This is a genomic window from Lacimicrobium alkaliphilum, assembly GCF_001466725.1.
In the GTDB taxonomy this organism is placed as follows: Bacteria; Pseudomonadota; Gammaproteobacteria; order Enterobacterales; family Alteromonadaceae; genus Lacimicrobium; species Lacimicrobium alkaliphilum_B.
On record NZ_CP013650.1, the window covers coordinates 619,073 to 645,526 of the forward strand.

Genomic DNA, 26,454 nt, shown 5'->3' on the forward strand with positions numbered 1-26,454 from the left:
TTCGGTGTTGTAAGGTTTTCACCTTCGACTGAAAAGTTGGAAATTCGAAAAGTCATTGTATAGCCTAATTTACTCGAATCTATCTGCGGATTCTAACGCCGCCATCAAGCGGTTGTCGCGTGCATGGTTTTGTTAAATGATTGCTGGATAACTTCTCGGCCGTCCTCGTCAACCTCCCATATTTCTACATCTTCTGGGATTAGGTGGCCATACGTTCGGACATAGTATTCCGCCAAAGTTTCTCGCCGTCTTTCACTTACATTTCTAAGAACAAACAGAATCTTCCTGTATCCTCTGGGCGCGACCAAGAAGTAGTACATTGCCTCATTCCACACAGTGAGCTTTGCACTCGGAACATTATCATTAGGTGCGGTCCACTTGTGGCACTTACATTCGACGATGATTTTCTGCTCTTTACAGCCAAGATCGAAAGCATGCAACTTCTTGTTTTCCGCCACACCAACGGGAAGCTTAAGGTCGCTCTCAAGATGAATGCCTTTCGATGCAAACACACCTAGAGCGATAGCCTCAAAGTCTTTTCCCACGTGGGCGTTTGATATAGACCCAATGCGCTGGTGTGGCTTATTCATGTGCTTGTGTCCATTTAACAGTTTATTATGCCAATCTTACAAGGTCGCGTTCCTTGCTAGCTAGATTACCTTGTATGGTTGGAAAGTCCAATGTCCGCTTCTCGCTTTGAGTTAAACTCTTACATTCTGGGCTTTTTCGATCTTTCCCTACAGAGTCTCTTTACCTCTTTCAACTGAGATTCTGTTTGCGCAAATAAATGCTCTTCCGCCCTCGCGGCCATCTCAACATTAAATACCAAGGCTTCGTCCCTGGTAATAGATACTTTACCGGAAGGATAGCGATCAGAGTTATTAATCATATATGCATATTTTGGAGATAACGGATAGAAGGCGTCCATATATTGGGGAGCTTGTCCCTCGGGTATCTTTTTCATTGACTCGTGAACATTTATTATTGGATTATCAGATGTTATGAACGGTTGAGATGTCTCATTTATAAGCAACACTTGTTTATCATCATGCTGGGTTGCTGTCAGATTAGCCCCTATGTTCATTCCGAACATGTAGCTAAGAAACCACCAGTTTTTTTCCATTAGTTGACTGTACGTCTCGAATGAAAATGGAGGGTTGGGATGTCGCTCAAACGATTCTCTATCAACAGCAAAACTCATGGCCTTCTTCTTGAATGACTTTGTCCGTGTCATCTGCATTGCAAAGAACTGTTTAAACTTGACTCTGCTTTCTGATGTCTCAAATACCGAAATGTCGCCTCTGTTAAGACACGCTAGGATTTCAATTACATCGGTTTCATGAGAACCATGAAGATTTTCCAAAACATTATATTGGAAGGCTTCTAGTCTCTGTTTGATGTGCTCTGGGGGTTGCATAGTCTCTGCAAGTTTTGCTGCTCGAGATGCAATGCAGAAGTCGTTCAAATAGCCATTATGAATCTGACGAAGTTCATCTGGGCTTTTAGATGAGAAATTTCTTATGAAACGAACATCCTCATCATTCAAAAAATTTATTTTATAGAAGTCTCTTTCAGCAGCGAGTCCATAAACGCTATCACAACGATAATTTCCTTTTTTCGTCGTGTACCAAACATTCAGATCATCTAATGACCAATGCTTTAGGTAATGCGCCCAAATATGATGATGTTTGCGCTTTAGTTGGAATTTCTTATCCAAATGATATCCCTTTAACAATCACCTTAACCATAGTTACCAGGCTGCCTCAACTCTATAAATGGCAGTATTAAAGCTAATAATCATCTCTTTCTAAGAATTGTTGATTATATGGCTATGCCACAAAAGCAACCGGCCAATGTCCGCTCATCGCTCATTTCTGCCCTTCAGGATTTTGATGTGAAAATAGAAATTTCAGTTTACTGCGCTCTCAGCAACCAGCATCAAAACCCGGCTTAAGTACCGCCAGCAACACCACGGCTAGTAATACCAGCACCGGGGCTTCGTCAAGAATACGGTAGAATTTTGGGAGTGGCGGTTACTGTCGGCGGCAAAGTCCTTTATCAGCCGGTAAAGATAGAAATGATAGCCGTAGAGCAGGGCAAAAGGGGTCACAAACCACCGAAGGCACCGCCCCATTATCTTAAAGGTATCGCGGGTGCCCCGGAACAAAAAGGGTCGTATCTTAATCGACCGTCTTAATTAACACTCCTCTTCTGGAGAAAGCGACCAGGCTCCTAATAAGTGTCCGCATCGCTCATGTCTACCTACCGTCCCATTTATCTTGCCCGCTATCGGTACCGCGAAGTCTTGACAATACTTTAAGCGACACTTATAGTGCGTCGTGCATTGTGTGGCACACAGTGTGTGATATACACTATGTTGACCTTACAAATACCATGGAGTGAATGAATGAAGAATCTCTTAATCACATGTCTGATGGCTCTAATGCCAGGCGGCATCTTAATGGCGTCGGAAGAGGTCAGTCTCCCCAGGATGTGCAACACTCCGGAAATTCAGTTCACTGAGAAGAATGGCATCCGTTTGGCCTATATGGTTTCGGGAGCCTCAGTTGGCCGCCCTCTGATAATGGTAGGAGGGATAGATCAGCAAATGGCTGACTGGCCCGTGCAACTTATTGAAGGCCTGACGAAGCTCGGCTATCAAGTGATTCGCTATGACGCAAGGGACGTGGGTTGTTCGACAATCCTCAGCAAAGCCGCTCCAATTGCATGGCCCGCTGTCTTTGAGGCATTGGCCAAAGGAACGGCTCCATTACTGCCCTATACCGCGCAGGATCTCTCGCAAGATCTCCTGGCTGTAATGGATGCACTGAACCTGTCGTCAGCAACTTTGATGGGAGCATCCGGTGGCAGCACCATAGCGTCTATAACTGCAGCAAGAAATCCTCAGCGAGTGGATGGTTTGGTTTTACTGATGGCAAACTCAGGAAATCCGGCTCATCCGGTACCCGTGAATCCTGTCCGACTGGCGAGTGTGGGGGCGCCCCCGACTCCTGCGGCATCTCGTCAGGAGATCATTGAGTATCGTGCCAGGGCCGCACAAGCACTGGAGGGTACCTCTATTGTGAGAGATCCTGCAGAGATTAAATCCTGGGCAAGAACAGCAGCTGACAGAGGTTACAGCGCAGAAGGAGTAGCACGCTCAGGAGCTGCTCTGCTGGCATTGGGCGATATACGCACTCAGTTAAAAAAAGTGAAAGTGCCGACATTAGTCGTTCACGGCTCCGATGATCCATTGATATCGCCAGATGCTGGTGCGGAAGTAGCAGAAGCGATTTCTGATGCAGAATTTATCGTTATAGATGGTATGGGGCATTCACTGCCTTCTGAAGGTGTGGCGCGTGTTTTAGAAGAAGTCGCCAGAACATTTCATACTTCTTCTACAGGGCGGTGAATCTCATGGATGTTTCTGATAACCCACATTTTCTCGGACTTAAACTTGAACTTCGTCGCGGTACGCTGGTTCTGGCAGTGTTATCTGTATTACGTAAAGAAGGATATGGTGCGAGCATTCAGGAAGAACTCGCATCTGTGGGAATCGACATTGAAACCGGTGCCCTGTATCCCATGCTCAGAAGGCTTGAAAGTCAGGGGCTGCTAAGTAGCACCCGGCGTCAAGAGGAAGGGCGAAACCGGCGTATTTATGTCTCAACTGAACTGGGAGAGAGTGTGCTGGAGACTCTCCTTGGGGAACTCGAACAACTTAGTGGCAGCCTGGCGGAACTTAAGAGAATTAAATTATGAATAGCATTGATATGTACCTTAGAAGAGTAAACTTCTGGCTCTCACATCGGGACCGGGAAAGTATTTCATCTTCGATTCGGGAAGCGTTAGAAGATCAGGTCCAGGCTAAAGAGATACAGCTCGGCAGGCAACTGACGGATACAGAAATCAGCCAGGTAGTTAAGCAGTTCGGACCGCCTGCTCTTGCTGCATCAAGGTACAAGTTATATCGGCCCTTAATTGCCGGATCACTTATGCTCGTTTTTCTCAGGATCATTAGTATGGGGCTTATGGCAATTCTGCTTGTTCAGGGAGTATTGGTCAGTGTGGCTATTGTAAATGATGTGCCAATCGGTGAGGCGTTGGTTGAGGGGTTAGGGCGCGCCGTCATCGGATTTTGCATTGGATTCACCTTAACTACGCTGGTTTTCGCGTGGTTAACCCGAATCTATCCATGTGCAGGGGATGAGGCAATCTGATTAGGTCGGAACACATTCACACTCAATAGATGGGCCCGCAAGCTAAGGTGGATCTAAATCAAAGTAATGCAATTTCTTATGTAAAGCTAAGCAACATTAAGGGTGTTGTCGATTTTAATACCCAGGATTCGACTAAGTTAGGCAAACCAACAATTTAACCGCTGCGAAATGAAAAACCGGAGTCTGAAGTGGGGCCAATAATTACTACCTTTGAACGTTCGCCTGACTGTGGCAAAGGGTTGGCCCGTGATATGCCCGTGAGGTGGGCATTAGAAGAAGTGGGCCGACCTTACACAGTTCGGTATGTTTCATTTGCGGCGATGAAAGAAAAAGAGCATCTCGCGCTCAATCCGTTTGGACAAATACCAACCTTTGAAGAAGGTGATCTTATCTTGTTTGAATCGGGCGCCATCGTTTTTCACATAGCAAATGGCGGTACGATTCTTTTACCTGATGAAGCTAATGCCAGATCACGTGCAATCACATGGATCTTTGCAGCGCTTAACACCATAGAGCCCCCCATCGTGCATCGCGAAACAATCTCTTTTTCCGGGCGTGATGTAGATGGATACGTGCAGTGGAAAAGTGTGGTCGAAAATATTGTTCGTCGTAGGTTAAGTGAGTTGTCTGGCCAGCTTGGTGAATCCGATTGGCTCGACGGCGAGTTCAGTGCAGCAGATCTTCTGATGGTACAAGTCCTGCGACGGTTAGCCGGTTCAACTTTACTGAGTGAGTATCCAAATCTTATCGCTTACGTTGCTCGTGGCGAAGACCGACCCGCCTTTAAGCGTGCATTCGATGCTCAGTTAGCGGATTACCTGGGGAATAATTCAACAGAAGCTTACAAAAAGAAGTGATGAGATGAGTAAAAATCAGAAACTTAAGGCGAGTCCTTTTGCACAGACATTTTTTCATGGAACCAAAGTTGAGCTCGAAGTCGGTGGCTTAATTGAAGTCGGTCATAACTCGAATTTTGAAGAAGGAAAGAAAGCGAAATACATTTTTCTGACCGCGACACTGGATGCGGCTATATGGGGAGCCGAGCTTTCGCTCGGAAAAGGGCCTGAGAGAATTTATGTGGTAGAGCCTACCGGACCAATTGAAGACGATCCCGATTTAACGGACAACCGGTTCCCTGGTAACCCTACAAAATCTTATCGCTCTGTTCACCCCTTTAAGGTCGTAGGCGAGGTAACCGGCTGGAAGGGACATTCAGCCGAACAGATTCAGGAAATGAAGCAAGGAATTGCAAAACTTAAAGAAGAAGGCATCGGCTCTTTAAACAACTAATCAAGACTCAAAAACTGAAGCTCTAGGAAAAAATTATGAAAATTAACCCTGTTGTTCATTTTGAAATTTACGTACAAGATATGGATCGTGCCAAAGCATTCTATGAAGCATTATTTGATGTAAAGCTTGAAAATATGCCATCTCCGACACCGGAAATTGATATGGACATGTGGTTTTTCCCGATGGATAAAGATGACCCGATGAGCGGTTATGGCGCTGGTGGAATGCTGGTTAAAATGGAAGGCTTTACGCCCGGCGCAGGCGGTACGCTGGTTTATTTTGGCTGCGATGATTGTGCTGTGCAAGCCGCCCGCGCGGCAGCGAATGGAGGCAGTATACATCAGGAGAAAATGTCTATCGGGGAACACGGTTTCTGCGCAGTTGTCCGGGATTCGGAAGGTAATTTAATCGGATTGCATTCAATGACATAAGCTCAGAATAACATGCGGCACCTGACACCGATGCTAAATCATAATGAAACCAAATAGCTGATCCTGATTGTGCTTCATCTCTGCCAGTCTGTGGATGTTTCCGGCTTTTTGGTTCACTGCGCTTTGAGCAACCACCATCAAAACCCTGGTTTAAGCACGGCCAGCAGCACCACTGCCAGCAATACCAGCACCGGGGCTTCGTTAAGAATACGGTAGAATTTTGGGGAATGGCGGTTATTGTCTGCGCCAAAGTCTTTCAGTAGTTTGTACAGATAGAAATGATAGCCGTAGAGCAGGGCTACCAGAGCCAGTTTGATATGCAGCCAGACTGAGACTTTCAGCCACTGCATACCATAAAGGTGGATCAGGCCCAGACCGAATACCAGGGTGAGCAGGGCAAAAGGGGTCACAAACCACCAAAGGCGCCGCTCCATTATCTTAAAAGTGTCGCGGGTGGCCTGATCTTTGGTTTCGGCGTGGTACACAAACAGCCTGGGCAGATAAAAAATACCGGCGAACCAGGCCACCATAAAAAACACATGCAGGGCCTTAAACCATAACAACATCAGTATTGCTCCTTGAGTAATTCGGCGTGCAGCCGGTTCCAGGTAATAATGCCGACGATCTCTTCCGGGCTATCTTCATAGATATACACGGCACCATCCCGGCTGGCCTGCAATTCTTCATACACTTCGGCCAGGGTGGCCTGAGAAGGCAGGCCCTCCATGGTGAAAAACTTCAGCGGCGGGCTGCCTTCATAGCCAAGGCTGGTGTCATATTGAACCAGGGCAAACTGTTTGCCAATTTCAAAGTCCCGGGCCTGTACCACCAGCTCTGTGGGGTATTCCTGCAGGTGGGCCAGAAGCTGACTTTCCATGGGGTCGTTAAAGAGTTTGAAATCTGATTTCATCTCCGCCAGCACACCGGTTTTTTGCAGGTGCTCGCGAATAGAGGAGCTGGTGTAAGACAGCTTCTGAAAATCCAGCTGGCGGATAAAGATGGAGCGGTTACCCAACAACTGTGTGGAGGTAACATAGGCCGGTACAATCACCATCATCGCCGGCAGGATCACCTGGGGTGAAAATGACAGTTCCATCACCGCAGACAAGGCTGCCAGCGGCGCGTGCAATACGGCGGTAAGCAGCCCGGCCATGCCCAGCAGAGCGAAACTTCCGGTCAGTTCGGTGGTGTCCTCTATAAATACGCCCAGCGGCAGTAATAATATGGCCCCGGCTAGTACGCCCATACCGATAACAGGGCCGATAATACCACCGGGAATGCCAAGACCCAGTGCAATCAGGGTCAGGGCCAGTTTGGCGGCGAGTATGGCAAACAGCAGTACCAGATTGTCAGGGGAGTTGACCAGAAACTGAATGGAACTCATACCCGAACCCATGGCCTGTGGCAGCAGATAACCGATCACACCGGTCAGAAGCCCGGCAAGTAATAAGCGGCTGACCATATTCAGTGGCCGGAACCAGCGGATCAGATTCATCAGTTGATTATTAAATAAGGTTGCGAGCGCGCCCAGAACCATGCCCACAGGGATCAGATACAGGTAAATCCAGTAGCTGAAATTCACAAAATGCAATAAATCCAGTTCACTGCCTTCACCAAACACCAGCCGGGTCAGTACAGAGCCACAGGCGGCCGCCAGCATTACCGGAATAAAAATATGAATCTTGTACTCTCGGAGCACCACTTCCATCACAAAGATAACCGCCGCAAAGGGGGTGTTAAAGGAGGCGGAAATACCCGCTGCGATCCCGCAGCCAGCCAGAATGCGAATACTGTTATAGGGCAGTTTCAGCCACTGGCCGAGAAAGCTGCTGCCTGCTGCACCGAGGTGCACCGATGGGCCCTCCCGGCCGACCGAAAAGCCTGATGCCAGTGCAATGACGCCGCCGAAGAACTGATTGATACTGGTGCGCAGCGGGATCAGGCCATAGCGGTGCTTGACCCGGTGAATGACATAAGGGATACCCATGCGGTAATGCTTAAAACCGGTGAGATAGGCAAAGAACAGGATCAGTACGGCACCGATAATTGGCAGAATAAATCTGTCCACGGCGGCTAAAGTGGTAAAATTGTCGAACTGTTGAATATACAGGTGCTGTATGGTTTCAATACTCAAACGAAACAGTATGATAAGCAACGCGGCGCAGCTGCCGCCCACGATGCCGAGCAGGCAGAGTTGAACCGAAGTTCGGGGGTGTGCAAGTTCCCGGCGCAGTCCCTGTAATGACATCGTTATACTGACTTGGAGGCTTATGTGCCAGAGTCTAACACAAGCAACTGTAATCAAAGAAAAAATGAAAATATCTGGAGTATGGCTTGTTAAGAGGAAGTGAGATTAAACAGAGGCTGGGCGCCATGCGCTTCTATCTGTTGATGGCCACATTATTGGCGGTGGCCCTTTATGCCGGGGTGCGCCTTGGCAATGTGCAGTACAGCTACCAGAAAGATAAGATCGCCGGCCTGGAACAGACGATAGAATCCATTACCGAGGAGAACCATCAGCTGACTAAAGGCATGAATATCGTCGGCGTCGAACTCGAAGTGGAGCGCCTGGCCAATCAGAAGCTGCAGAGCAGCCTTAAGCAGGCGATGGAGGGAGAAGCGGATCTGCGTCAGGAGCTGGCGTTCTTCCAGAAGATCATGGCCCCTGAGCTGGAAGAGCAGGGCGTGGTTATAGACTCAATGGATATCGAGGCCAGCAACAGTGAGGGTTACTACCGATTTGCGCTGGTATTGATGCAAAAAAGTCAGCAAAAAGGTCTGGTGCAGGGAAATGCCAGACTGAGGCTGCAAGGAACCCTTAACGGAGAAACACAGGAGCTGGATCTGTTGTCGTTGATGGAAGATCCCCCTTCACAGATGGGCTTTAGTTTTAAATACTTTGAGGTGCTGTCAGGCACCTTCCGCCTGCCGGAAGGCTTTGTGCCCCAGCGGCTGCAGGTTGCCTGTGATGTGACCAAGCCTAAGCGTGGGCGGCTCGAGCGCAGCTTCCGCTGGGTATTGGAGGATACAGGTGATAACGTTGACAGCACTGAAGGGAATACTTGATTGAAATAGTCAGGTATTAGATAATGCCCGCCGTATCATTCTGTACATCCCGCATTCACTGAGGTAATCATGTCCGTTCAAACAGCCTGTCCGATAGAATTTTCTGACGCCGCAGCCCGCAAGGTAAAAGAGCTGGTAGCAGAGGAAGAAAATCCGAACCTCAAGCTCAGGGTTTTTGTGACCGGCGGCGGGTGTTCCGGCTTCCAGTATGGATTTACATTTGATGAGAAAGTGAATGAAGGCGACACCACCATTGAAAAAGACGATGTGACTCTGGTGGTAGATCCCATGAGCCTGCAATATCTTGTCGGTGGTGTGGTGGACTATCAGGACGGTTTGCAGGGCAGCCGCTTTTTGATTGATAATCCCAATGCGACTACTACCTGCGGCTGCGGTGCCAGCTTCAGCGTATGATCCCTGAACCCAATCCTTAACGCACGGAGAACGGTAATGCTTAAACTCTACGGCTCGACCACCTCACCATTTGTCAGACGTCTGCGTTTATGGCTGGCCAATGTGGAGCATGAATTTATCAATATGCAGATCTTTTCCGGCCCGGATCGTGAGCTGTTGGCGAGCATGAATCCGACCCTGAAGATCCCCATGATCGAAGATGACGGCAAAGTGATCTATGACTCCAGGGTGATCTTCCGTTACCTGAGTGACAAGTTCTCTGAAAAGGCCTTAAGCTGGCAACAGGAAAACCTGTTGACCCTGATCGACTCGGCCAACGATTCACTGGTGCAGTCTTTGATCCTTAAGCGCTCAGATATTGAAGAAGATAACAGTAAGCTGATTTTCAGATTGCAGAATGAACGTGTTCAGACCATTCTCGAGCACCTTAACCGGCTGGTGGAAGAAGGGGAATTTTCAAACTGGCACTATCCGGAAATTTGCCTCTATTGCCTGGTGGACTGGATTGAGTTCCGCGAACTGCACGATCTCTCGGCAATGCCGGCGCTGCTCGAGTTTCAGGCCAGGCACAATGATCGTATCGAAGTCACCACCACGAATCCAAGAAACCCTGACTGACAGGAAACAATATGAATCAGGCGCAAGCATCACAACAATTACAACAAGCTATCACCGCGCTGCAACAGGGCCGTGCCCAGGAAGCCAGATCTCTGTTTAACACTGTGGTACAGCAAGTGCCACAAGCGGCACAGGCCTGGCTGGGGCTGGCATTCAGTTGCTCCAATCTGGGTGACACCGAGGCGGCCATGGCGGCCATTGAGCGTTGCCTCAAGCTGGAACCCCGCAATATCAGGGCCTTGCTGTTTAAGGCTGAACATCTTGACGGTGCCGGTCAGAGTCGCAAAGCACTGAGCTTTTTTGAAGCCGCTCTGGGCCTGGCAGCAAACATTCAGGAGCCGCTGCCAGCGGATATTCAAAAAGGTTTGCAGCGGGCCCAGCAACTGAGCGATAAGTTCTCTGCCGAATACGGCGATTTCTTGCTCAGTAAGCTCAAAGAAAAAGGCTATCAGGCCGACCAGGCCAGTGATCGTTTTAACCTGTCACTGGATATTTGCCTGGGTCGCAAACAGATCTACCACCAGCAGCCTAATCGCTTCTATTTCCCCGGTCTGCCGCAGCGCCAGTTTTATGAGCGCAGCGAGTTTGAATGGATTGAGCAACTGGAAGCGCAAACGGACAGTATCAGAACCGAGCTGCAGGCGCTGCTGGAAACCCCGGAACGCTTTGCTCCCTATCTGCAGTCAGATGCGGATATCCCCGAGATCAATGAATCCGGCAAAGATATTATCAATAATCCCGACTGGGGGGCCTTGTATCTGTGGGAATATGGCCAGCAGGTCGCAGAAAATGCCCGTGCCTGCCCTCAAACCATGGCAGCAATGGAACAGGTGCCACTGCCTCATGTGACCAGCCAGACTCCCATCGTGCTGTTTTCGCGCCTGGCGGCCAATACACATATTCCGCCCCATCATGGCATGCTCAATACCCGGCTTATCTGCCATTTGCCGCTGATTGTACCTGAAAATTGTGGCGCGCTGCGCTGTGGCAGCGAGCAAAGGGAATGGGTTGAAGGCCAGACCCTGATCTTCGATGACAGCATTGAGCACGAAGCCTGGAATAACAGTGATCAGGACAGAGTCGTATTGCTGTTTGATATCTGGCGTCCTGAACTGACACAAGACGAAAGAGCGCTGGTCTGTATGATGCTCGAATCAGTCAAAGAATATCAGGGCAGCGAATAACACCAAAAATTTTAGCGCCCTGTTCAGGGCGCAAATCCCGCACCTTCGCTGCATTTCATCTCCGTTTTTCTGCAATTTATCGCTCTCAAAGACAAAAAATATCGCCAAAACCGATTGAAATTACATTCTGTAACATTTAGATTGGTTGCCACCTGGTCGATTTTTGGTCGGCCTTAAGGTCTTATTCAGAATATAATTCAATAAAAATAAATTATTCTGAATTAAGTGCGTTCCTATAATAAATTGTTGAAGGTGGTAGAAGTGAAAACAAGAATACTAAAACCCGTGGTAGCCGCCACATTAATGGCATTGGGTACAGCCTCGGCCCAGGCGGCCAATGATCGTTATATTATCCAGGTAGATAATGCCGGCAAAGGAATTGTTAAAGCACTGAGCAAACAGCTCGGTGGTCAGATTGAAGTGGACTCAGATGGTTTTATCGCCGTGACCTTCGCAGGTAAGAGCCTGGATCAGGTTCGCGGCGTTCTGAATAATCCTCACGTGACATTGATTGAAGAGGACCATATCCGTAAGCCTATGGCGCTGTTCAATGATGATCCCGGTAATCCGGAAGTGGAGCAACTGACGCCTTACGCCGTGTATCAGTCACAGGCTGATCAGGTTGCACTGCAACTTAACAATGCCAAAAAGGTCTGTGTGATCGATTCTGGTATCGCCAGAGAAACTGGTGAAACCGGTGGTTATAATCCTGACTTTGACTGGAACAGTATCACTGGTGACAGCGATTCAGGCACCGGAGACTGGTTCCGTGACGGCGGCCCCCATGGTACTCATGTTGCCGGTACTATTGCTGCCGCCGATAACAGCTATGGTGTAGTGGGTATGGCGCCGGGTAACCCCCTGCATATTATCAAGGTGTTCAATGACGCCGGTTGGGGTTACTCCTCAGATCTGGCCCATGCGGCGAATAAATGTAGCCAGGCTGGTGCTGAAATTATCAGCATGAGCTTAGGTGGCGGTGGTGCTAACAGCACCGAAGAAAATGCCTTCAATGCCTTTACCGATGCCGGTGGCCTGGTGGTTGCAGCGGCCGGTAACGACGGCAATACAACCCGCTCCTATCCTGCCGGTTACTCTTCGGTAATGATGATCGGTGCTAACGACGCAGACAACAATATTGCGGACTTCTCTCAATACCCCAGTTGCAGCAGTGGACGAGGAAAGAATGCCACAACAGATGAAACTATCTGTGTTGAAGTCACAGCCGGTGGTGTGAATACCCTTTCAACTTATCCCTCAGGTGGTGCTTCAATTGCCAGCATGAGTGCCGATAATGTTGCCTATGCGACTTCGGCGATGGAAAACACCGGTTACGCCAGTGCCGGTGCCTATTTTATGGGTACGGCCGAGTCCACTGATGCCGGTGCCAATGGCATGGTCTGTATGATTGACCGGGGTGTTATCAGTTTCCATGACAAAGTGGCGAACTGTGAGAACTCGGGTGGTGTCGGTGCGATTATTATCAACAATGAACCGGGTATGCTGTACGGCACACTGGGTGATACCAACAGCACCAGTATTCCGGCTGTAGGCGCTGCTCAGGAAGACAGAAGCGCGCTACTGTCTGCCTCTGCCGCTGAGATCAATATCTCAGTCAGTGACTATGGCTATATGAGCGGCACGTCTATGGCTACGCCAGGCGTATCGGGAATGGCAGCACTGGTATGGTCTAATCATCCTCAGTGTACAGGAACTGAAATCCGTGAAGCACTTAAGGCAACCGCAATGGATGCCGGTGCCGCAGGTAAAGATGAGTTCTTTGGCTATGGTATTGTTAATGCTTTGGATGCCCATAACTATCTGACTGCCAACGGTTGTGCCGGTGGCAATGATGGTGGTGACGGTGGAGATGGCGGTGACGGCGGTACTGCTGATATCCAGTTAGGCGCATCCGGATATAAAGTTAAGGGCACGCACTATATCGATCTGAGCTGGTCTGGTGCAGGCAGCACCAATGTGGATATCTTCCGCAATGGTGCACAACTTACCACCACTTCCAACAGTGGTAGTTTTACTGATGCAACCGGCAATAAAGGTGGCGCGGTATACGACTATCAGATCTGTGAAGCCGGAACCACAGTTTGTTCTGAGATAATCACGGTAGTCTTCTAGATTTCCCTGTGACGACCTGAAAGCGGGCTCAGGCCCGCTTTTTTTGTGTTTTGATTAAACCAGGAGTAAAGAATACTTTGCTCTGATGTTAAAAAATATCAGCCAAACCGCTTTGTTATAGAATAATATTCGGTATAACCTGCATTAAATCATCACATGTACGGGTTGTTTTAATGTATACCAAAGAGCAAATTGATCAGGCCAAGATCCTCTCTCCGCGCCGCAACACCTCAGAATCTTCAAGTATGGAGGCTTTAGCCGCTGAGCAGCTGAAGCACTTTGGTATTGATGCACGGACGGATTATGGTAAGGCGTTATACGATACGGCCTTGCACTTATATCAGGCGCAGGTCGATGTCAGTCAGCTTTGGGCGGTGACCACAAAAACCCTGAATAGCCTCAGTCATGAAGACAAGATTGCCCGCTTTAATGCGAAAAAGTTTCTGTCGTTCCAGTTGGCGAAGATTCTGGATACGCTGCAGAATCCGTTCAGGGCAGTGCATCAGAGTCTGCACAAACAACATGGTTCACATCTGGTCAAGAGCCACTATCCCCTATTTGATAATGTGACGGCGCTGTTTTCGGCCACACCGGTGATCGTGCGCACTGCCACCTATGTGTATGCCTGTACCGAATGGATAGATGATGCGTTTCAGGGTAAGGAATTTACCCATCAGATCTATTCAAGATTGCTTAACCCTACTGCCATTTCTCTGGCAAATGCCATCGTCGACCTGGAGGCCGGCAAGTATTCAGCCGACTACCTGGCCTGGAATTTCAACTCGGGAATGGCGGCCATCGATGGCGTGCTGTCCAATGTACTCAGCCATGGTGATGTACTGGTGGTGTCACGTAACGTCTACGGTGGTGTGTTCCAGTTGTTGCAGGATTATTTTGCCCGCAGTAACCGTATGGATATCCAGCTTGAGTGGTTTGACGGTTACGATGAACAGAGCTTCAGCGAGTTTTTAGCCAGGGTTAAACAACGTCATGCACAGCGTCTGAATCAGGGCAGTGAGCTGCATGTTTATATTGAGTCACCCTGTAACCCTCATGGTTATGTACTGGATGTACCCGGCATTTGTCGTATAGCTCATGAAGAGAATCATCTGGTGATGCTGGATGCCACCCTGGCAACGCCGATTTTGAGCCAGCCCCTGCAACGTGAAGATAAGGCAGAGCGGCCCGATTACGTGATCCACAGCTATACCAAAGATATCTGTGGCAGCGGAGCCACCACAGCCGGTGTTGTGATTGGCGAGACCTGGCGTATGTTCCAGCCCAAAGGCGATAAGGCGAACGGGCTGGACTGGTCAAAGACCATGTTCTGGGATGTGTTCTATATTAAAGGCGCGTTTCTGGATTCTGAGAAGGCCTTCGATGTGCTCAACGGTATGAAAACCCTTGAGCAGAGGGTGATGAATAAAGTCATCAATACTCAGGTTCTGACCCGGGTGCTGGCGGCTCATCCTGATTTTAACGTTAACAGTCATGCGCTGCCCGAACATACTAATGCAGGCCTTCGTGAGAAGCAGCACCGTCATGGCTGGCCATGTGCGCTGTTTACGGTGGATATGGAAAATGCGGCGCTGGACAGAGATACGTTTGTGCGTTTCTTCGATGCCCTGGAGCCGGGTTTCAGTCATCAGGTTTCTATCGGTCAGAACAATACTATTATTTTGTGCCCGGCACTGACCTCTCACTCTGAGCTGTCTGAGAAGGACCAGCATGCGGCCGGTATCTATCTGACCACTATGCGGATTGCAGTGGGCACCGAGAGTATTAAAGAGCTGATTGCGCACTTTATCCACTCAGCCAGAATGCATATCGATCCGATACGTCCGGGCTTCAGTGATAAGTTTATGGCCGGGGAAGAGATTGATGCCCTGTATTTACAGATCAGCACCGAAGTGTGCCGCCAGCACTATGGCTCCAGCGCAAGTATGGTAGACCTTCTGGCAGAGTAAAAGTAATCCGGATGGATGGGTATCAGGTATTTATCCTTGTTGCCGATACAGGGGCAGCAGTTATAACGGAAAAGACTTATGCATGAAGTAAAACTGGAAATTAAGTTTGATGCCCCTGTTGAAGCTCTGTATCAAGCCTGGTACAAGCCAGAGCTGTTATTGCAGTGGTTTGCCCCCGGTGAGATGATCCTGACCCAGGCCATGTCCAGCTTTAGCGTGGGTGGTAAGTACCGCATGGTAATGCAGGATCCCGATTACCAGCAGTATCTGATCACCGGCGAATACCTTCAAATTGAGGAAAACCGGTATCTGGTGTTTACCTGGCAGGTAGATGAACAAGAGCCTGTCAGTCAGGTTCGGCTGACATTTGAACGCTTAAATGACTCAACCTCATCCCTGACTCTGGTGCATAGTGAACTTCCTGATCAGGCGATGCAGGAGCATTATCAGGCACACTGGATTGCCAGCCTGGAGAAGCTTTCCCTACTTACCCTCTGAGGTTGTCAGTACGAACTTCGGCATGGTGTCACTGAGTCTGAAGTCATACACCAGTGCCGTCTCGACATGGCTGACTTCATTGCGGGCGGTAATGGTGTTGAACACAAAGTCTCTCAGATGCTGTGTATCCACTACGGTAACGTGAATCAGCAGGTCATTTTCACCGCCCAGATGATAGAGGCTGAGTACTTCAGAGGCCGGTTGTACCGCCTGCATAAAGTTCTCGACAGTTTCTCTGTTGTGGTTGGAGAGGCGCACAGCGATCATCGCCTGAATATGGGCGCCAAGAGCGTTCATATTGAGTTTCAGGGTACTGCCCTGGATCACCCCATCGTTCTGTAGTCGTTTTACGCGCTCCAGGCAGGAAGAGGGCGCCAGCCCCACCAGCTTTGCGAGGTCTTTATTTGACAGACGGGCATCCCTGAAAAGGTTCGCCAGTATTTGCAGATCCGTGTTATCCAACGCACGCATGCAATGTTTCCTTTCCTGTTAGTTCATTGCCAACATGATACGTCTGTTGGTGTCCAGGTAGCCCATATACTCCTGTGCAATAGCAGCGAATTTCACTTTTTCACTGCTGGCAATAGGCTCAGCCTTTGGCAGTTCTACTGTGCGGGGATTGCGGTGGGTACCGTTGACCAGAAATTCGTAATGCAGATGGGGCCCTGAAGCCAGACCTGTGGCACCAACATAGCCTATGATCTGGCCCTGCTTAACGCTTTGCCCTTTTTTAACCGCCCGCCTGGTGAAGTGCAGGTATTTGGTGGTGTATTTCTCGCCATGCTGGATAAAGACATAATTACCATTGTAGCGATTATACGATGCGGCAATTACCTTACCATCACCCGCAGCCATAACCGGAGTGCCTGTGCTGGCCGCGTAATCAATACCATTATGTGGGCGCACACTTTTTAAAACCGGATGCAGACGTTTGGGGTTGAAACTGGAACTGATGTATTTGAAGTTCACCGGCGCACGTAAAAAGCTTTTGCGCATGCTTCTGCCTTCAGGGGTATAGTAGTTGCCGTCTTCGTAGCGTATTGCTTTAAAGGTTTCACCGCGATTCGTGAACTCTGCGGCAAGGATCCGGCCTTTGCCGATGAATTCACCATCAATATATTCTTCTTCAAAGACCAGATTGAAATTGTCACCGGCGCGCAGTTCCAGCGCAAAGTCAATATCCCAGCCAAAGATGCCGGCCAGGTTCATAATCTGTGCTTCACTTAAGCCTGCGGCGACACCGGCATGCCAGAAGCTGCTGTTAATCGTGCCACTGGCATAACCAAGGCGGGTGTCAACCGGGCGTGATTCGATACGACTGATAATTTCATTGTCGTCATTTTTGTCGATTCGCACTGACTCAGTGGGGGAGTAGGCATAGCTAAGAGCTAGAAATCGGCCCTGGTCATCTTTCGCCAGTTGCAATTCGTCACCAGGCATCATTTTCAGAAGTTTCTTTGCTGCCTTGCCAGCCCGGCTTACCTGATAGGTTTCCTGTGGTGTCAGACCGGCGCGATCAAATATTCTGGCCAGATTGTCACCCCGTTTGACCTGATATTTGGACCAGCTCGGGCCCTCTTCACGGGCTATGCTGAGGCCAGTGTCATCCAGTTGCAATTCCAGCGGATAACGCTTACCGGGTTCCAGCTCTGCGGTATGACGGGACGCGCTTGCCTGCTCCGATGGAACAACGGACAGCACTATACCAACCAGCGCCAATGATAGTATCAACAGCTTATGGGGTTTTGGCAGTTGTTTTATGGTTTGTTTTACCACCTACAGCAACCTCTCAGATGACGGCTCACACAACAAAACTATCTGACAGAATAACAGAACAATAGTTCTGAATAATGTCAGGTTGCAGAATATCTGCTTCTGCGCAGAATTTCTACTCCCGCGCCGGTGCATAGGTATACATTAACAGTCTCAATGTGGCCAGGTGTCTGCATAAGTTGCGCCGGGGTGGTTGTCAGATGGCTGATCATAAATTGTGTGTCGGGATGCGACAGGATAGAATGGCCGACTTATTTTTAGCGGGTAGTGAAGAGAAATACAGATGAATGACTGGCAAAGTGCACTGGCAGAAATCAAGCGGGGGGCAGAAGAAATCCTGATTGAAGAGGAACTGGCAGAAAAGCTCAGACTGGGCAGGCCTTTGCAAATCAAGGCGGGCTTCGACCCCACCGCGCCGGATCTGCATTTGGGACACACTGTACTTATCAATAAGCTGCGTGCATTTCAGCAACTCGGCCACGAAGTAACCTTTCTGATTGGTGATTTCACCGGCATGATTGGTGACCCCACAGGTAAGAATGTTACCCGTAAACCTCTGACCCGGGAAGAAGTGCTGGCCAATGCTGAAACCTATAAACAACAGGTCTTTAAGATTCTTGATCCACAGAAAACCCGCATTCGCTTTAACTCTGAATGGATGAACGAAGTGGGCGCCGCGGGCATGATTAAGCTGGCGGCCCGTCAGACCGTGGCCAGAATGCTGGAGCGGGATGACTTCAAAAAGCGCTATGCCAGCGGTCAGCCTATTGCTATCCATGAATTTCTCTATCCTTTGGTACAGGGCTGGGATTCTGTAGCCCTGCAAGCCGATGTCGAGCTGGGCGGTACAGACCAGCGCTTTAATCTTTTGATGGGCCGTGAGCTGCAAAAAGACGAAGGACAAACGCCACAGACAGTACTGATGATGCCTCTGCTCGAAGGTCTTGATGGTGTGCAGAAGATGTCTAAATCTCTGGGCAATTATATCGGCATCACAGATAACCCCACCGAGATGTTCGGCAAGATCATGTCAATATCTGATGAACTGATGTGGCGCTACTATGATTTGCTCAGCTTCAGGCCGGTTGAGGACATCGCAGAACTTAAACAGCAGGTGGCACAAGGCGCAAATCCCAGAGATATCAAAATTCAGCTCGCCAAAGAGATTATTGAGCGCTTCCATGATGCGCAGGCCGCTGAAGCGGCTCATGCTGACTTTACCCGGCGTTTCTCGAAAAACGCCATACCTGATGAGATGCCAGAATTGGATATTGTCATGCCGCAAGAGGGTATCGCCATCGGCAACCTGCTCAAACAGGCGGATTTGGTTGGCTCTACTTCGGAAGCGGTGCGCATGATCAAGCAAAGTGCGGTAAAGATAGATGGTGAAAAAGTCTCCGACACCAAACTGGTGTTGACGGAGAAAGGACAGGCGGTCTATCAGGTGGGTAAGCGAAAATTTGCCCGCATAAGCCTTTGCTGATAACGCTATAAGTTGTTACCTCCGCCATAATTGGCGGAGGTATAATTTTTTGTTTATGTAACTGCCTGAGTTTATATTCAGTGACAACTGTTCTGAACAGTGTTCATTTTTCCGGTCTTAATAAAATCCTCGTGATCCTCAAAAACTCCTTGTGAAATCGGCAATCAAGGTGTATTTTTTTCATGCTGTTCCCGTTTTGTAGTAGGGATAAATTCGGATAAACAAGGAGTTGGGATATGCGACGCTCGCCTTTGGCTTGTCTCAAGCCGCTTTTCGTTTTGTCTGGGATCTTATTGTCGGCTTCTGCTTTAGCCGAGGATGAGGATGATGCGCTTGCCAAAGCGCAGGCTCAGATGAATGCGGAAGTCATGTCAAAACCCTTTCTGGCTGAGAAGCCGGAAGAGGTAGATAAGTATATTGAAAGTATGCTTAAGCAAAATGTCAAACCCAAGGAGTATCAGGGGCAACACTGGCGCCCTGGTTACACCTGCCGGGATTTACTTCGTTATAACTGGACTGAATACAGAAATTGTCGCTATTACTACCGCTACTATGGCCGGTATTACTAGAACGTCAGTTTTGAAAATGTAAGATGTTGATAATTAGGGTATTAAAATGAAAAAATGGATGCACACCTTCAAAATTTTTATGCTTGGGATGGTCATGTTGGGGCTGACAGGTTGTGCTGCCATGCACACCTCCATTGCCAAGAAAGATCTGGATGTTCAGACTAAACTGAGCACCTCTATTTTTGTTGACCCTGTGCCTAAAGAGAAACGTAAAATTTATCTTGAGGTCAGAAGTGCGGTGATGGAATTTGATCGCAATGCGTTCCGGACTGCGCTGCATAATCAGATTGGTCAGAGCGGTAATGGATACACTTTTACCGAGGATCCTGAAGAGGCACAGTACACTATGAGTGTATTTGTGCGTCAGTTGGAAAAGGCCTCTCCTTCCGCGGCAGAGAATGCCCTGCGTAGTGGTTATGAGGGAGTAGCTGTGGGAGCCGCGGCCTCTTATGCTACTGGCGGCAGTTATCGTGGTGCAGCAGCAGCTGGGCTGGTTGGTGGTCTGGTGTCTACTGCAGCGAATGCGTTTGTTAAAGATGTCACTTATCTGCTGGTGGCAGATATTCAGATTCAGGAGCGGGCTAAGAAAGGTGTGATTGTCAGAAAGGATTCCAAAGTGAATGCGAAAATCTCTGATGATGGCGCCACCACCACAACCTATTCTGAAGCCAGTAATCTGAAAGAATACCGGACTCGCGTAGTGACAACGGCTAACAAGGCAAATCTTGAGCTGGCAGAAGCGCAGCCGATGATGTTTGATAAGACGGCCTACGCGATGGCGTCTTTCTTCTGATCCTGAGCTGGGTTAAAAAAACCGGTGCCCTGAGCACCGGTTTTTTATGCGCTATAGCTTTTAAAACTCCCGCTTCTGAAGCTACTCAAACACCCTTCAGGCGTTTCGGTGTATCAGGCCTTCAGTATTATTACCCAAAAAGACTGGTATTGTCTTTTAACCTGCCCCAGTGATAAAAGGCCCACAGGCCCAGGCGTCTTGCACTTGCCAGTGGAAACTTTGGTAAGGGTGAATCAAAAAAGGGTAGATCAGGCAGGCTGTGATCACCTGCCACCAACTGCGCCAGTCGTTTGCCCGCCTGAGTGGAAAAGGATACGCCGGAGCCACAATAGCCCATGCTGTAATACACTGAGCCGGTATCGTCCGCCTTGCAGATACGCGGGTAATCATCCAGCGAGACACTGACCCAGCCACTCCAGAAATGCTCAGCTTGCAAGCCCTTCAATTGTGGGAAGCTCTGTAACAGTGCATTCAGCAGCCGTTGCCGATAAACAAGGTGTCCGGCGTCTTTACCGCGAATGGCTCCGCGGCCACCAAACAGAATACGATTGTCAGGCAGCAACCGGTAATAGTACTTGAGTGCCCGGGTGTCCATCACCATCAGGCCGGGTTTAAGGCCACAGGCCTCAAGCTGCTGTTCAGTCAGAGGCTCGGTGACAATCACACTGGAGAGTACCGGAAAGTGGCGATTATCCACTGCGCCGTTAAACTGTCGCGGCGTGTAGCCATTGGTGGCGATTACCACCCTGTCGGCTTTAATTGTGCCGCCTGGTGTGGTCAGTAAATGTTTACCTTGTTGGTTTTGCCATTGCCTGACCGGAGAATGAGAACAAAGGCTCACTCCCTGAGCTTCAGCCAGGCTGGCATAGCCCATCGCCAGTTTTAACGGCTGTACGCCAAAACAATAGGGAAACAACAGGGCACCATAAGCTTCCTGGCTATGCAGGTACTGTTGTTGCAATGTGCGGGCATGAATAAAGTGAACCGGATCCTGAAATTGCTTTTGCAATAACTCCGCCTGTTGCTCAAGGCCATTGACCAGAGAGGCCTTGTGCGCAACTTTCAGGTATCCGCCGGTGCTTTTATCGCAATCAATATTGCCTTGTTCGATCAGCTCGCTGACAGTATTGATGCCTGCTCGATACTCGGCATAGATCCGGGCGGCAGTCTGCTCGCCCCATTTTTTCTGAATCTGCGGCCAGGAAAGTCGCCCCGTGCCATTCAGCACAAACCCTGCATTGCGGCCACTGCAGCCCCAGCCAATCTGATTCGCTTCCAATACTATCGATGGGATGTTGTGTTCTATAGCCAGATGGTAAGCACAGGACAAACCTGTGTATCCGGCGCCGATAATGGCCACAGGTGTGTTGATATGTCCTTCAAGCGGATTGGGCGCCGGCGCCTGTATTTCCGACGCCCAGTAGCTTTGTGGATAGGGTTCGCCGATACCCGGTGAAGACGAGGTCAGGGGATCATACATGGCGGCGGTCAGTCAAAGCGCAGTAACATCTCTGCAGCGACACAGTCACAGCCTGTGTCGCAAACCGGGCAGTCATAACCGTCATTGATGACATTTTCCAGCCATTTACCCGGATGCTCTTTGACCAGTTCTCCACCACACTTTGAGAAGTATTTAAAGGCGCTGTTGCCGGGACTGGCCATCCAGATATGAGCCAGGCCACCACGGGCACCCTGTTTCCCGGCATTTTGTACCGATAGCTTAAGCATTTTCGAGCCGATGCCGTAAGCCCGGTAGTCAGCATCTACGGTGTTGCATTTGAAATAACACACTTCGGTGGCAGGAATGGGCCATAACTCAGGTGAACACCATTTATCCGGCTGCCAGTTTCCGGCCGCCAGGGTCAGACGAAAACCTACCAGTTTGTCACCGTCCAGAGCTACCCAACTGGCGTTTATCTGATTAGTAAAACCTGCGTGCCAGTATGCTTCCAGCGCCGCAGGGTCCATATAATTATCGCCATGCACGGTGTTGGCGAGGAGCAAGAGACGTTCAAAGTGTTCGGGCTGTAATTCCCGATAATCAATATTTTTCATTTTTTGTCTGTAGTTATTTGGTTTTTTTGACCTGAATATTAACGCTGTCCAGATGCACATCAAGGGCTTCTACTGAAATGCGGATTTCCAGCACAGACAGCCACAAAGACCATAGCAATAGCACCAGGCTGCCGGCGAAGATCCAACTGCCGACACTCTGGTATTGCAGATAGATGGCAAGCATGGACAGTACGCACAGAAAGAAACTGGCGGCGCCGCCTTCCTGCATACGTTTAATCAGTTGAATGCGTTTACGCAGGTTAGTGACTTGTTTATGGGTGCTGTCACTGTCATCTTTAAAGTTACGGATAATGGAGGCCAGAGTCACAAATCTGTTGGTATAAGCCAGCAGCAGCAAGGAAATCGCTGGAAACAGCATAGCCGGGGTAGTCAGGGTAATATCCATAGTTTAAGAGGAGCAGGAAGGAAGGTTTTCTAACAGACCCAGCGCCGCGGCTTCGGCTTCCTGCACTGAAGGATAAATGCGTTCATCTATTGCGCTGTCAATGCCGCACTGGTGACGAATTTTTGCCAGTTGGGCAATCCCCATTGCAGAGCTGATGCAGTAGGCGTCGCCGACACAGCCGGATTTTAATGCCCCTTCGTATGCCTGACGCAAGTACTCAGCGGCCTCCGGAATTGAGGCCTGGTACTCAGTACAATCTGCTATGTAGGCCCAGGGCTGAGGAGCGATTTTAGCTGCCAGTTTCAGCAAGTCATTCTTATAGTGGCGGGCCAGGCCCGAGCCGAGCGCGCCGACGAAGGTTGCCTTGACCACTTTGCCGTGCCGGTGGTTATGACATTGCAGTTTGTAGCTGCCATATTTATCTTTTCTGCTCACCGGTTCAGTCATGGCTGATGTCGAATCCTTTTTCTGTCCAGCCAGGCATATCGCCTTGCATCAAAAACAGATTGTCATAACCCATGCTTTCCAGTTCTGTGGCCGCTAATCCGGCTCTGCGACCAGTGCGGCAATAAAGCACCACAGGTGCGTCTTTGTCTTGCGGTAAGGATGATATTTTAGCCTGAATGCTGTCATGGGGAATATTTACCGCGCCGGGTACATGGCCTTCGGCATACTCCTCACTACTGCGTACATCGAGGATATGAAAATTTTCAGCGTTGTGCTTTACCTGTTCTGGTGTCAGTTGCTCAGGGGCGGTGGTTTGCTCAGGAGGCAGGGCCCAACCAGGGGAAGCCAGCAATAGCAGCAGGGAAAACAATAAGAATTTCATAACCTGTAAGGCCTTATTCTGTCTGATGCTTTGATGGTACGTCTACCGGGCTGTTGAGTAAATAGGTAGCGCCTAAACATAGGAGTAAATGACCGATCCAAGTGGATTTAAAGGTCTTTTGCAACGCGATTGTTGGTTAAACCTGTTATTTGCTCTGTGTTCAGCTATTAGAAAAAGACCGCCATCAAGGCGGTCTAAATCAGATGCAGACTCATCCACAGTTACATCAGTATCTGTAACTGTCGTCTTTGTAAGGGCCCTCTACAGGCACATGAATGTAATCGGCCTGCTGTTGAGTCATTTTAGTCACCACACCACCAAAGCCCTGCACCATATAACGGGCCACTTCTTCATCCAGTTGCTTAGGCAAGACCTCAACCCGCATGGCATTGTTCTTTTCAGCGTCACTCATACTGGCGAAGCCCTGTTTAAACAGGTGAAGCTGAGCCATAACCTGGTTCGCAAAGGAGCCGTCCATGATCCGTGATGGGTGACCTGTGGCATTACCCAGGTTCACCAGCCGACCCTCTGACAATAACAGCAGATTGTCATGGGGATCATCGCTGCGCAGAATCTTGTGTACCTGAGGTTTAATCTCATCCCATTGCCAGTTTTTACGCATAAAGGCGGTATCGATTTCATTATCGAAGTGGCCAATGTTGCACACCACGGCGCCAGCTTTGAGGCTTTGCAGCATGCTGGCATCACAGACATTCACATTGCCTGTGGTCGTTACCAGCAGGTCAGTGCTTTGTAACAGGGGCTTGTTGATGTCTTCAACCTTGCCGGTATTGATACCATCGTTATACGGGGATACCACTTCGAAGCCATCCATACAGGCCTGCATGGCACAGATAGGGTCGATCTCGCTGATCCTTACAATCATGCCTTCCTGACGCAATGACAAGGCCGAACCTTTACCCACATCGCCATAGCCTATGACCAGCGCTTTTTTGCCGGCCAGCAGATGGTCCGTGGCCCGCTTGATAGCGTCGTTCAGGCTGTGTCGGCAGCCGTATTTATTGTCATTTTTGGATTTGGTTACCGCATCATTGACGTTGATGGCCGGCACTTTCAGTGTCCCGGCTTTGAGCATTTCCTGCAGGCGGTGAACGCCGGTGGTGGTCTCTTCGGTAATGCCATGCACGTTTTCCAGCACTTGCGGGTACTTTTGATGCAGCATGGCTGTCAGATCGCCTCCATCATCAAGCACCATGCTGGCGTTCCAGGGCTGGCCGTCTTTGAGAATAGTCTGCTCCAGGCACCAGTCGTACTCTTCTTCGGTTTCGCCTTTCCAGGCAAACACCGGCACACCAGCGGCAACCATGGCGGCGGCGGCATGATCCTGCGTAGAAAAAATATTACAGGAAGACCAGCGTACTTCTGCACCTAATGCCAGCAGCGTCTCAATCAGCACACCTGTCTGAATGGTCATATGAATACAACCGAGGATGCGGGCACCGGCAAGAGGCTTTTCGGCGCTGTACTTTTCACGAATGGCCATCAGTGCGGGCATCTCGCTCTCGGCAATGGTCAGTTCTTTACGGCCCCATTCTGCCAGCGCCAGATCCGCTACTTTATAGTCACCACTTTTTACTGTCATATTGTCGTATTGCATAGTGATCCTCTATTGATTGAATTCTTCCAGAATATCCCGTTGCAACTGAAAAGGCAGCCTCGGGCCAAAACTGGCAACGCATTCGGATGCGGCGCGGCTGGCGAGATCGCCGGCCTGCTGCAAGTTCATGCCCTGCGTAATCGCATGTAAAAAGGCGCCGGCAAAGGTATCACCTGCACCTGTGGCATCTACCGCCTTGACCTTGTACGGCATCACTGGCAGATAATCCTCAGCACCATTATAAATACGGGCGCCATGTTTGCCATGGGTGACCACGATCAGTTCAGCGATTTGTCTGAGTTTGCCAATACCGGTATCCAGATCCTGATTATCGGAATAATCGATCACTTCGTCCTTATTGCAAAACAGCAGGTCAACACCATCATCACCGATAACCTTCTCCAGGTTTTCGCGGGCATATTTTACCACTGCCGGATCGGAGAAGGTCAGCGCCACTTTTACCCCTGCCTCTCGGGCGATGCGCTTCGCTTCAAGTATGGCTTCTACTGCCGTATCTGAATATACCAGGTGCCCTTCGATATACAGGTAGCGGGCTTTTCTCAGCTCTGATGCATGCAGTTCAGCAACCGAGAAGTCTGTGGTGACCCCAAGAAATGTACACATGGTACGCTCAGTATCCGGGGTAATCATCACCACACAGCGTCCGGTATCACCTTTTGTGGCTTGCTCTTTTAAGCGGTTATCGACCCCGGCATCAGCCAGATCCTGACGATAGAACTGGCCCAGCTCGTCATCACCCACCTTGCAGCAGCAGAATACTTTGCTGCCAAACTGTGCCGCCGTCACCATAGAGTTTACCGCAGAACCACCTCCGGCAAGTTTTCTCAGATCACAGTGCTGATAGAGAGCCTCCAGTAATTTCAGCTGCGCCTCTCTGTCTACCAGCGTCATGACTCCTTTTTCAATGCCCTGCTCGGCGAGAAAAGCATCACTGACCTGAAACTCTTTATCCACCAGGGCATTGCCCAGCGCCACTACATCGTATTCTGACATTAATTTAGCTATCTGTTAAAAAATCAAAGGGCGGATTGTACATGACAAAACAGGGCCCTGGCTATTGGGCAACAGGTGTACAGGCTGATATAT

General features: G+C 49.5%; 29 protein-coding genes and 1 pseudogene. 16 read left to right on the plus strand and 14 right to left on the minus strand.

Annotated elements, in window-relative coordinates:
* Window positions 1-104: 104 nt before the first annotated feature.
* The 3 genes and pseudogenes from AT746_RS02950 to AT746_RS19960 form a co-directional block, all read right to left on the minus strand.
* On the minus strand, window positions 105-590 hold the full coding sequence (locus AT746_RS02950; RefSeq protein ID WP_062476186.1) for a hypothetical protein: 486 nt from the start codon (window positions 588-590) through the stop codon (window positions 105-107).
* Between the two features lie 119 nt (window positions 591-709).
* Complete coding sequence (locus AT746_RS02955) at window positions 710-1,717, minus strand: DUF4238 domain-containing protein (RefSeq protein WP_062476189.1); 1,008 nt, start codon at window positions 1,715-1,717, stop codon at window positions 710-712.
* 208 nt (window positions 1,718-1,925) lie between these two features.
* A pseudogene (locus tag AT746_RS19960) lies at window positions 1,926-2,149 on the minus strand (CopD family protein); the annotation flags it as partial.
* 258 nt (window positions 2,150-2,407) lie between these two features.
* Here AT746_RS19960 and AT746_RS02960 point away from each other — a divergent pair.
* The 6 genes from AT746_RS02960 to AT746_RS02985 all read left to right on the plus strand — a co-directional run bounded on the left by AT746_RS02960 (window position 2,408) and on the right by AT746_RS02985 (window position 5,941).
* Window positions 2,408-3,412, plus strand: coding sequence for an alpha/beta fold hydrolase (locus tag AT746_RS02960; RefSeq protein WP_062476191.1), 1,005 nt, complete (start codon window positions 2,408-2,410; stop codon window positions 3,410-3,412).
* A 5-nt stretch (window positions 3,413-3,417) separates the two neighbouring features.
* On the plus strand, window positions 3,418-3,762 hold the full coding sequence (locus tag AT746_RS02965; RefSeq protein WP_062476195.1) for a PadR family transcriptional regulator: 345 nt from the start codon (window positions 3,418-3,420) through the stop codon (window positions 3,760-3,762).
* Window positions 3,759-4,220: a hypothetical protein gene (locus AT746_RS02970; RefSeq protein ID WP_062476198.1), complete on the plus strand. Its 462-nt coding sequence runs from the start codon at window positions 3,759-3,761 to the stop codon at window positions 4,218-4,220. Before AT746_RS02965 ends, AT746_RS02970 begins: the two co-directional genes overlap by 4 nt.
* A 188-nt stretch (window positions 4,221-4,408) precedes the next feature.
* The gene (locus tag AT746_RS02975; RefSeq protein WP_062476201.1) at window positions 4,409-5,077 is read left to right on the plus strand and encodes a glutathione S-transferase family protein; all 669 of its coding nucleotides are present in this window, start codon (window positions 4,409-4,411) and stop codon (window positions 5,075-5,077) included.
* 4 nt (window positions 5,078-5,081) lie between these two features.
* Window positions 5,082-5,510: an NAD(+)--rifampin ADP-ribosyltransferase gene (gene arr / locus AT746_RS02980; protein WP_062476204.1), complete on the plus strand. Its 429-nt coding sequence runs from the start codon at window positions 5,082-5,084 to the stop codon at window positions 5,508-5,510.
* A gap of 35 nt (window positions 5,511-5,545) precedes the next feature.
* Window positions 5,546-5,941 carry a VOC family protein gene (locus AT746_RS02985; RefSeq protein ID WP_062476207.1) on the plus strand — a complete coding sequence of 132 codons (396 nt, stop codon included), beginning with the start codon at window positions 5,546-5,548 and terminating at the stop codon, window positions 5,939-5,941.
* Between the two features lie 137 nt (window positions 5,942-6,078).
* On the opposite strand, the gene hemJ is transcribed toward AT746_RS02985, so the two are convergent.
* Together hemJ and AT746_RS02995 are read right to left on the minus strand one after the other, a co-directional pair.
* On the minus strand, window positions 6,079-6,510 hold the full coding sequence (gene hemJ, locus AT746_RS02990; protein WP_062476211.1) for a protoporphyrinogen oxidase HemJ: 432 nt from the start codon (window positions 6,508-6,510) through the stop codon (window positions 6,079-6,081).
* Window positions 6,507-8,189, minus strand: coding sequence for a chloride channel protein (locus AT746_RS02995; protein ID WP_062476214.1), 1,683 nt, complete (start codon window positions 8,187-8,189; stop codon window positions 6,507-6,509). Before AT746_RS02995 ends, hemJ begins: the two co-directional genes overlap by 4 nt.
* 86 nt (window positions 8,190-8,275) lie before the next feature.
* Between AT746_RS02995 and AT746_RS03000 the strand changes: the two genes are divergently transcribed.
* The 7 genes from AT746_RS03000 (at window position 8,276) to AT746_RS03030 (ending at window position 15,821) form a co-directional block, all read left to right on the plus strand.
* Window positions 8,276-9,007, plus strand: coding sequence for a DUF6776 family protein (locus tag AT746_RS03000; RefSeq protein WP_062476217.1), 732 nt, complete (start codon window positions 8,276-8,278; stop codon window positions 9,005-9,007).
* Window positions 9,008-9,076: 69 nt separating this feature from the next.
* Complete coding sequence (erpA, locus tag AT746_RS03005) at window positions 9,077-9,421, plus strand: iron-sulfur cluster insertion protein ErpA (protein ID WP_062476219.1); 345 nt, start codon at window positions 9,077-9,079, stop codon at window positions 9,419-9,421.
* Window positions 9,422-9,457: 36 nt separating this feature from the next.
* Complete coding sequence (locus AT746_RS03010; protein WP_062476222.1) at window positions 9,458-10,039, plus strand: glutathione S-transferase family protein; 582 nt, start codon at window positions 9,458-9,460, stop codon at window positions 10,037-10,039.
* Between the two features lie 11 nt (window positions 10,040-10,050).
* Entirely contained in the window at window positions 10,051-11,223 is a 1,173-nt protein-coding gene (locus tag AT746_RS03015) for an aspartyl/asparaginyl beta-hydroxylase domain-containing protein (RefSeq protein ID WP_062476224.1), read from the plus strand.
* Window positions 11,224-11,526: 303 nt separating this feature from the next.
* Window positions 11,527-13,356 (plus strand): S8 family serine peptidase, encoded by a 1,830-nt coding sequence (locus tag AT746_RS03020; RefSeq protein ID WP_062476230.1) that lies wholly within the window; start codon window positions 11,527-11,529, stop codon window positions 13,354-13,356.
* A 173-nt stretch (window positions 13,357-13,529) separates the two neighbouring features.
* Entirely contained in the window at window positions 13,530-15,323 is a 1,794-nt protein-coding gene (locus AT746_RS03025) for a trans-sulfuration enzyme family protein (protein WP_062476233.1), read from the plus strand.
* Between the two features lie 78 nt (window positions 15,324-15,401).
* Complete coding sequence (locus AT746_RS03030; protein WP_062476236.1) at window positions 15,402-15,821, plus strand: SRPBCC family protein; 420 nt, start codon at window positions 15,402-15,404, stop codon at window positions 15,819-15,821.
* Here AT746_RS03030 and AT746_RS03035 read toward each other — a convergent pair.
* Entirely contained in the window at window positions 15,807-16,292 is a 486-nt protein-coding gene (locus tag AT746_RS03035; protein ID WP_062476238.1) for an Lrp/AsnC family transcriptional regulator, read from the minus strand. The genes AT746_RS03030 and AT746_RS03035 overlap by 15 nt on opposite strands.
* A gap of 18 nt (window positions 16,293-16,310) precedes the next feature.
* Entirely contained in the window at window positions 16,311-17,597 is a 1,287-nt protein-coding gene (locus AT746_RS03040; protein WP_062476241.1) for a peptidoglycan DD-metalloendopeptidase family protein, read from the minus strand.
* A gap of 280 nt (window positions 17,598-17,877) precedes the next feature.
* Here AT746_RS03040 and tyrS point away from each other — a divergent pair, with 280 nt between their 5' ends.
* The 3 genes from tyrS (at window position 17,878) to AT746_RS03055 (ending at window position 20,439) form a co-directional block, all read left to right on the plus strand.
* Window positions 17,878-19,077 (plus strand): tyrosine--tRNA ligase, encoded by a 1,200-nt coding sequence (gene tyrS / locus AT746_RS03045; RefSeq protein WP_062476244.1) that lies wholly within the window; start codon window positions 17,878-17,880, stop codon window positions 19,075-19,077.
* 236 nt (window positions 19,078-19,313) lie between these two features.
* The gene (locus tag AT746_RS03050; RefSeq protein ID WP_062476248.1) at window positions 19,314-19,646 is read left to right on the plus strand and encodes a hypothetical protein; all 333 of its coding nucleotides are present in this window, start codon (window positions 19,314-19,316) and stop codon (window positions 19,644-19,646) included.
* Window positions 19,647-19,692: 46 nt separating this feature from the next.
* The gene (locus AT746_RS03055; RefSeq protein ID WP_062476251.1) at window positions 19,693-20,439 is read left to right on the plus strand and encodes a complement resistance protein TraT; all 747 of its coding nucleotides are present in this window, start codon (window positions 19,693-19,695) and stop codon (window positions 20,437-20,439) included.
* A 130-nt stretch (window positions 20,440-20,569) separates the two neighbouring features.
* Here the strand turns inward: AT746_RS03055 and AT746_RS03060 are convergent, their stop codons facing one another.
* From AT746_RS03060 to AT746_RS03090, 7 genes are all read right to left on the minus strand, one after another.
* On the minus strand, window positions 20,570-21,919 hold the full coding sequence (locus tag AT746_RS03060; protein WP_062476254.1) for an NAD(P)/FAD-dependent oxidoreductase: 1,350 nt from the start codon (window positions 21,917-21,919) through the stop codon (window positions 20,570-20,572).
* An 8-nt stretch (window positions 21,920-21,927) separates the two neighbouring features.
* Window positions 21,928-22,494, minus strand: a complete 567-nt coding sequence (locus AT746_RS03065; RefSeq protein ID WP_062476257.1) for a GNAT family N-acetyltransferase — start codon at window positions 22,492-22,494, stop codon at window positions 21,928-21,930.
* 13 nt (window positions 22,495-22,507) lie between these two features.
* On the minus strand, window positions 22,508-22,900 hold the full coding sequence (locus tag AT746_RS03070) for a DUF2721 domain-containing protein (protein WP_062476260.1): 393 nt from the start codon (window positions 22,898-22,900) through the stop codon (window positions 22,508-22,510).
* A gap of 3 nt (window positions 22,901-22,903) precedes the next feature.
* Window positions 22,904-23,347 (minus strand): hypothetical protein, encoded by a 444-nt coding sequence (locus AT746_RS03075; protein ID WP_062476264.1) that lies wholly within the window; start codon window positions 23,345-23,347, stop codon window positions 22,904-22,906.
* A complete protein-coding gene (locus AT746_RS03080; RefSeq protein ID WP_062476267.1) occupies window positions 23,340-23,729 on the minus strand; it encodes a rhodanese-like domain-containing protein in 390 nt (129 codons plus the stop codon). The genes AT746_RS03075 and AT746_RS03080 overlap by 8 nt, the downstream gene beginning before the upstream one ends.
* A gap of 226 nt (window positions 23,730-23,955) precedes the next feature.
* On the minus strand, window positions 23,956-25,347 hold the full coding sequence (ahcY, locus tag AT746_RS03085) for an adenosylhomocysteinase (protein ID WP_062476270.1): 1,392 nt from the start codon (window positions 25,345-25,347) through the stop codon (window positions 23,956-23,958).
* 9 nt (window positions 25,348-25,356) lie between these two features.
* A complete protein-coding gene (locus AT746_RS03090) occupies window positions 25,357-26,361 on the minus strand; it encodes an adenosine kinase (RefSeq protein WP_062476273.1) in 1,005 nt (334 codons plus the stop codon).
* Between the last annotated feature and the right edge of the window lie 93 nt (window positions 26,362-26,454).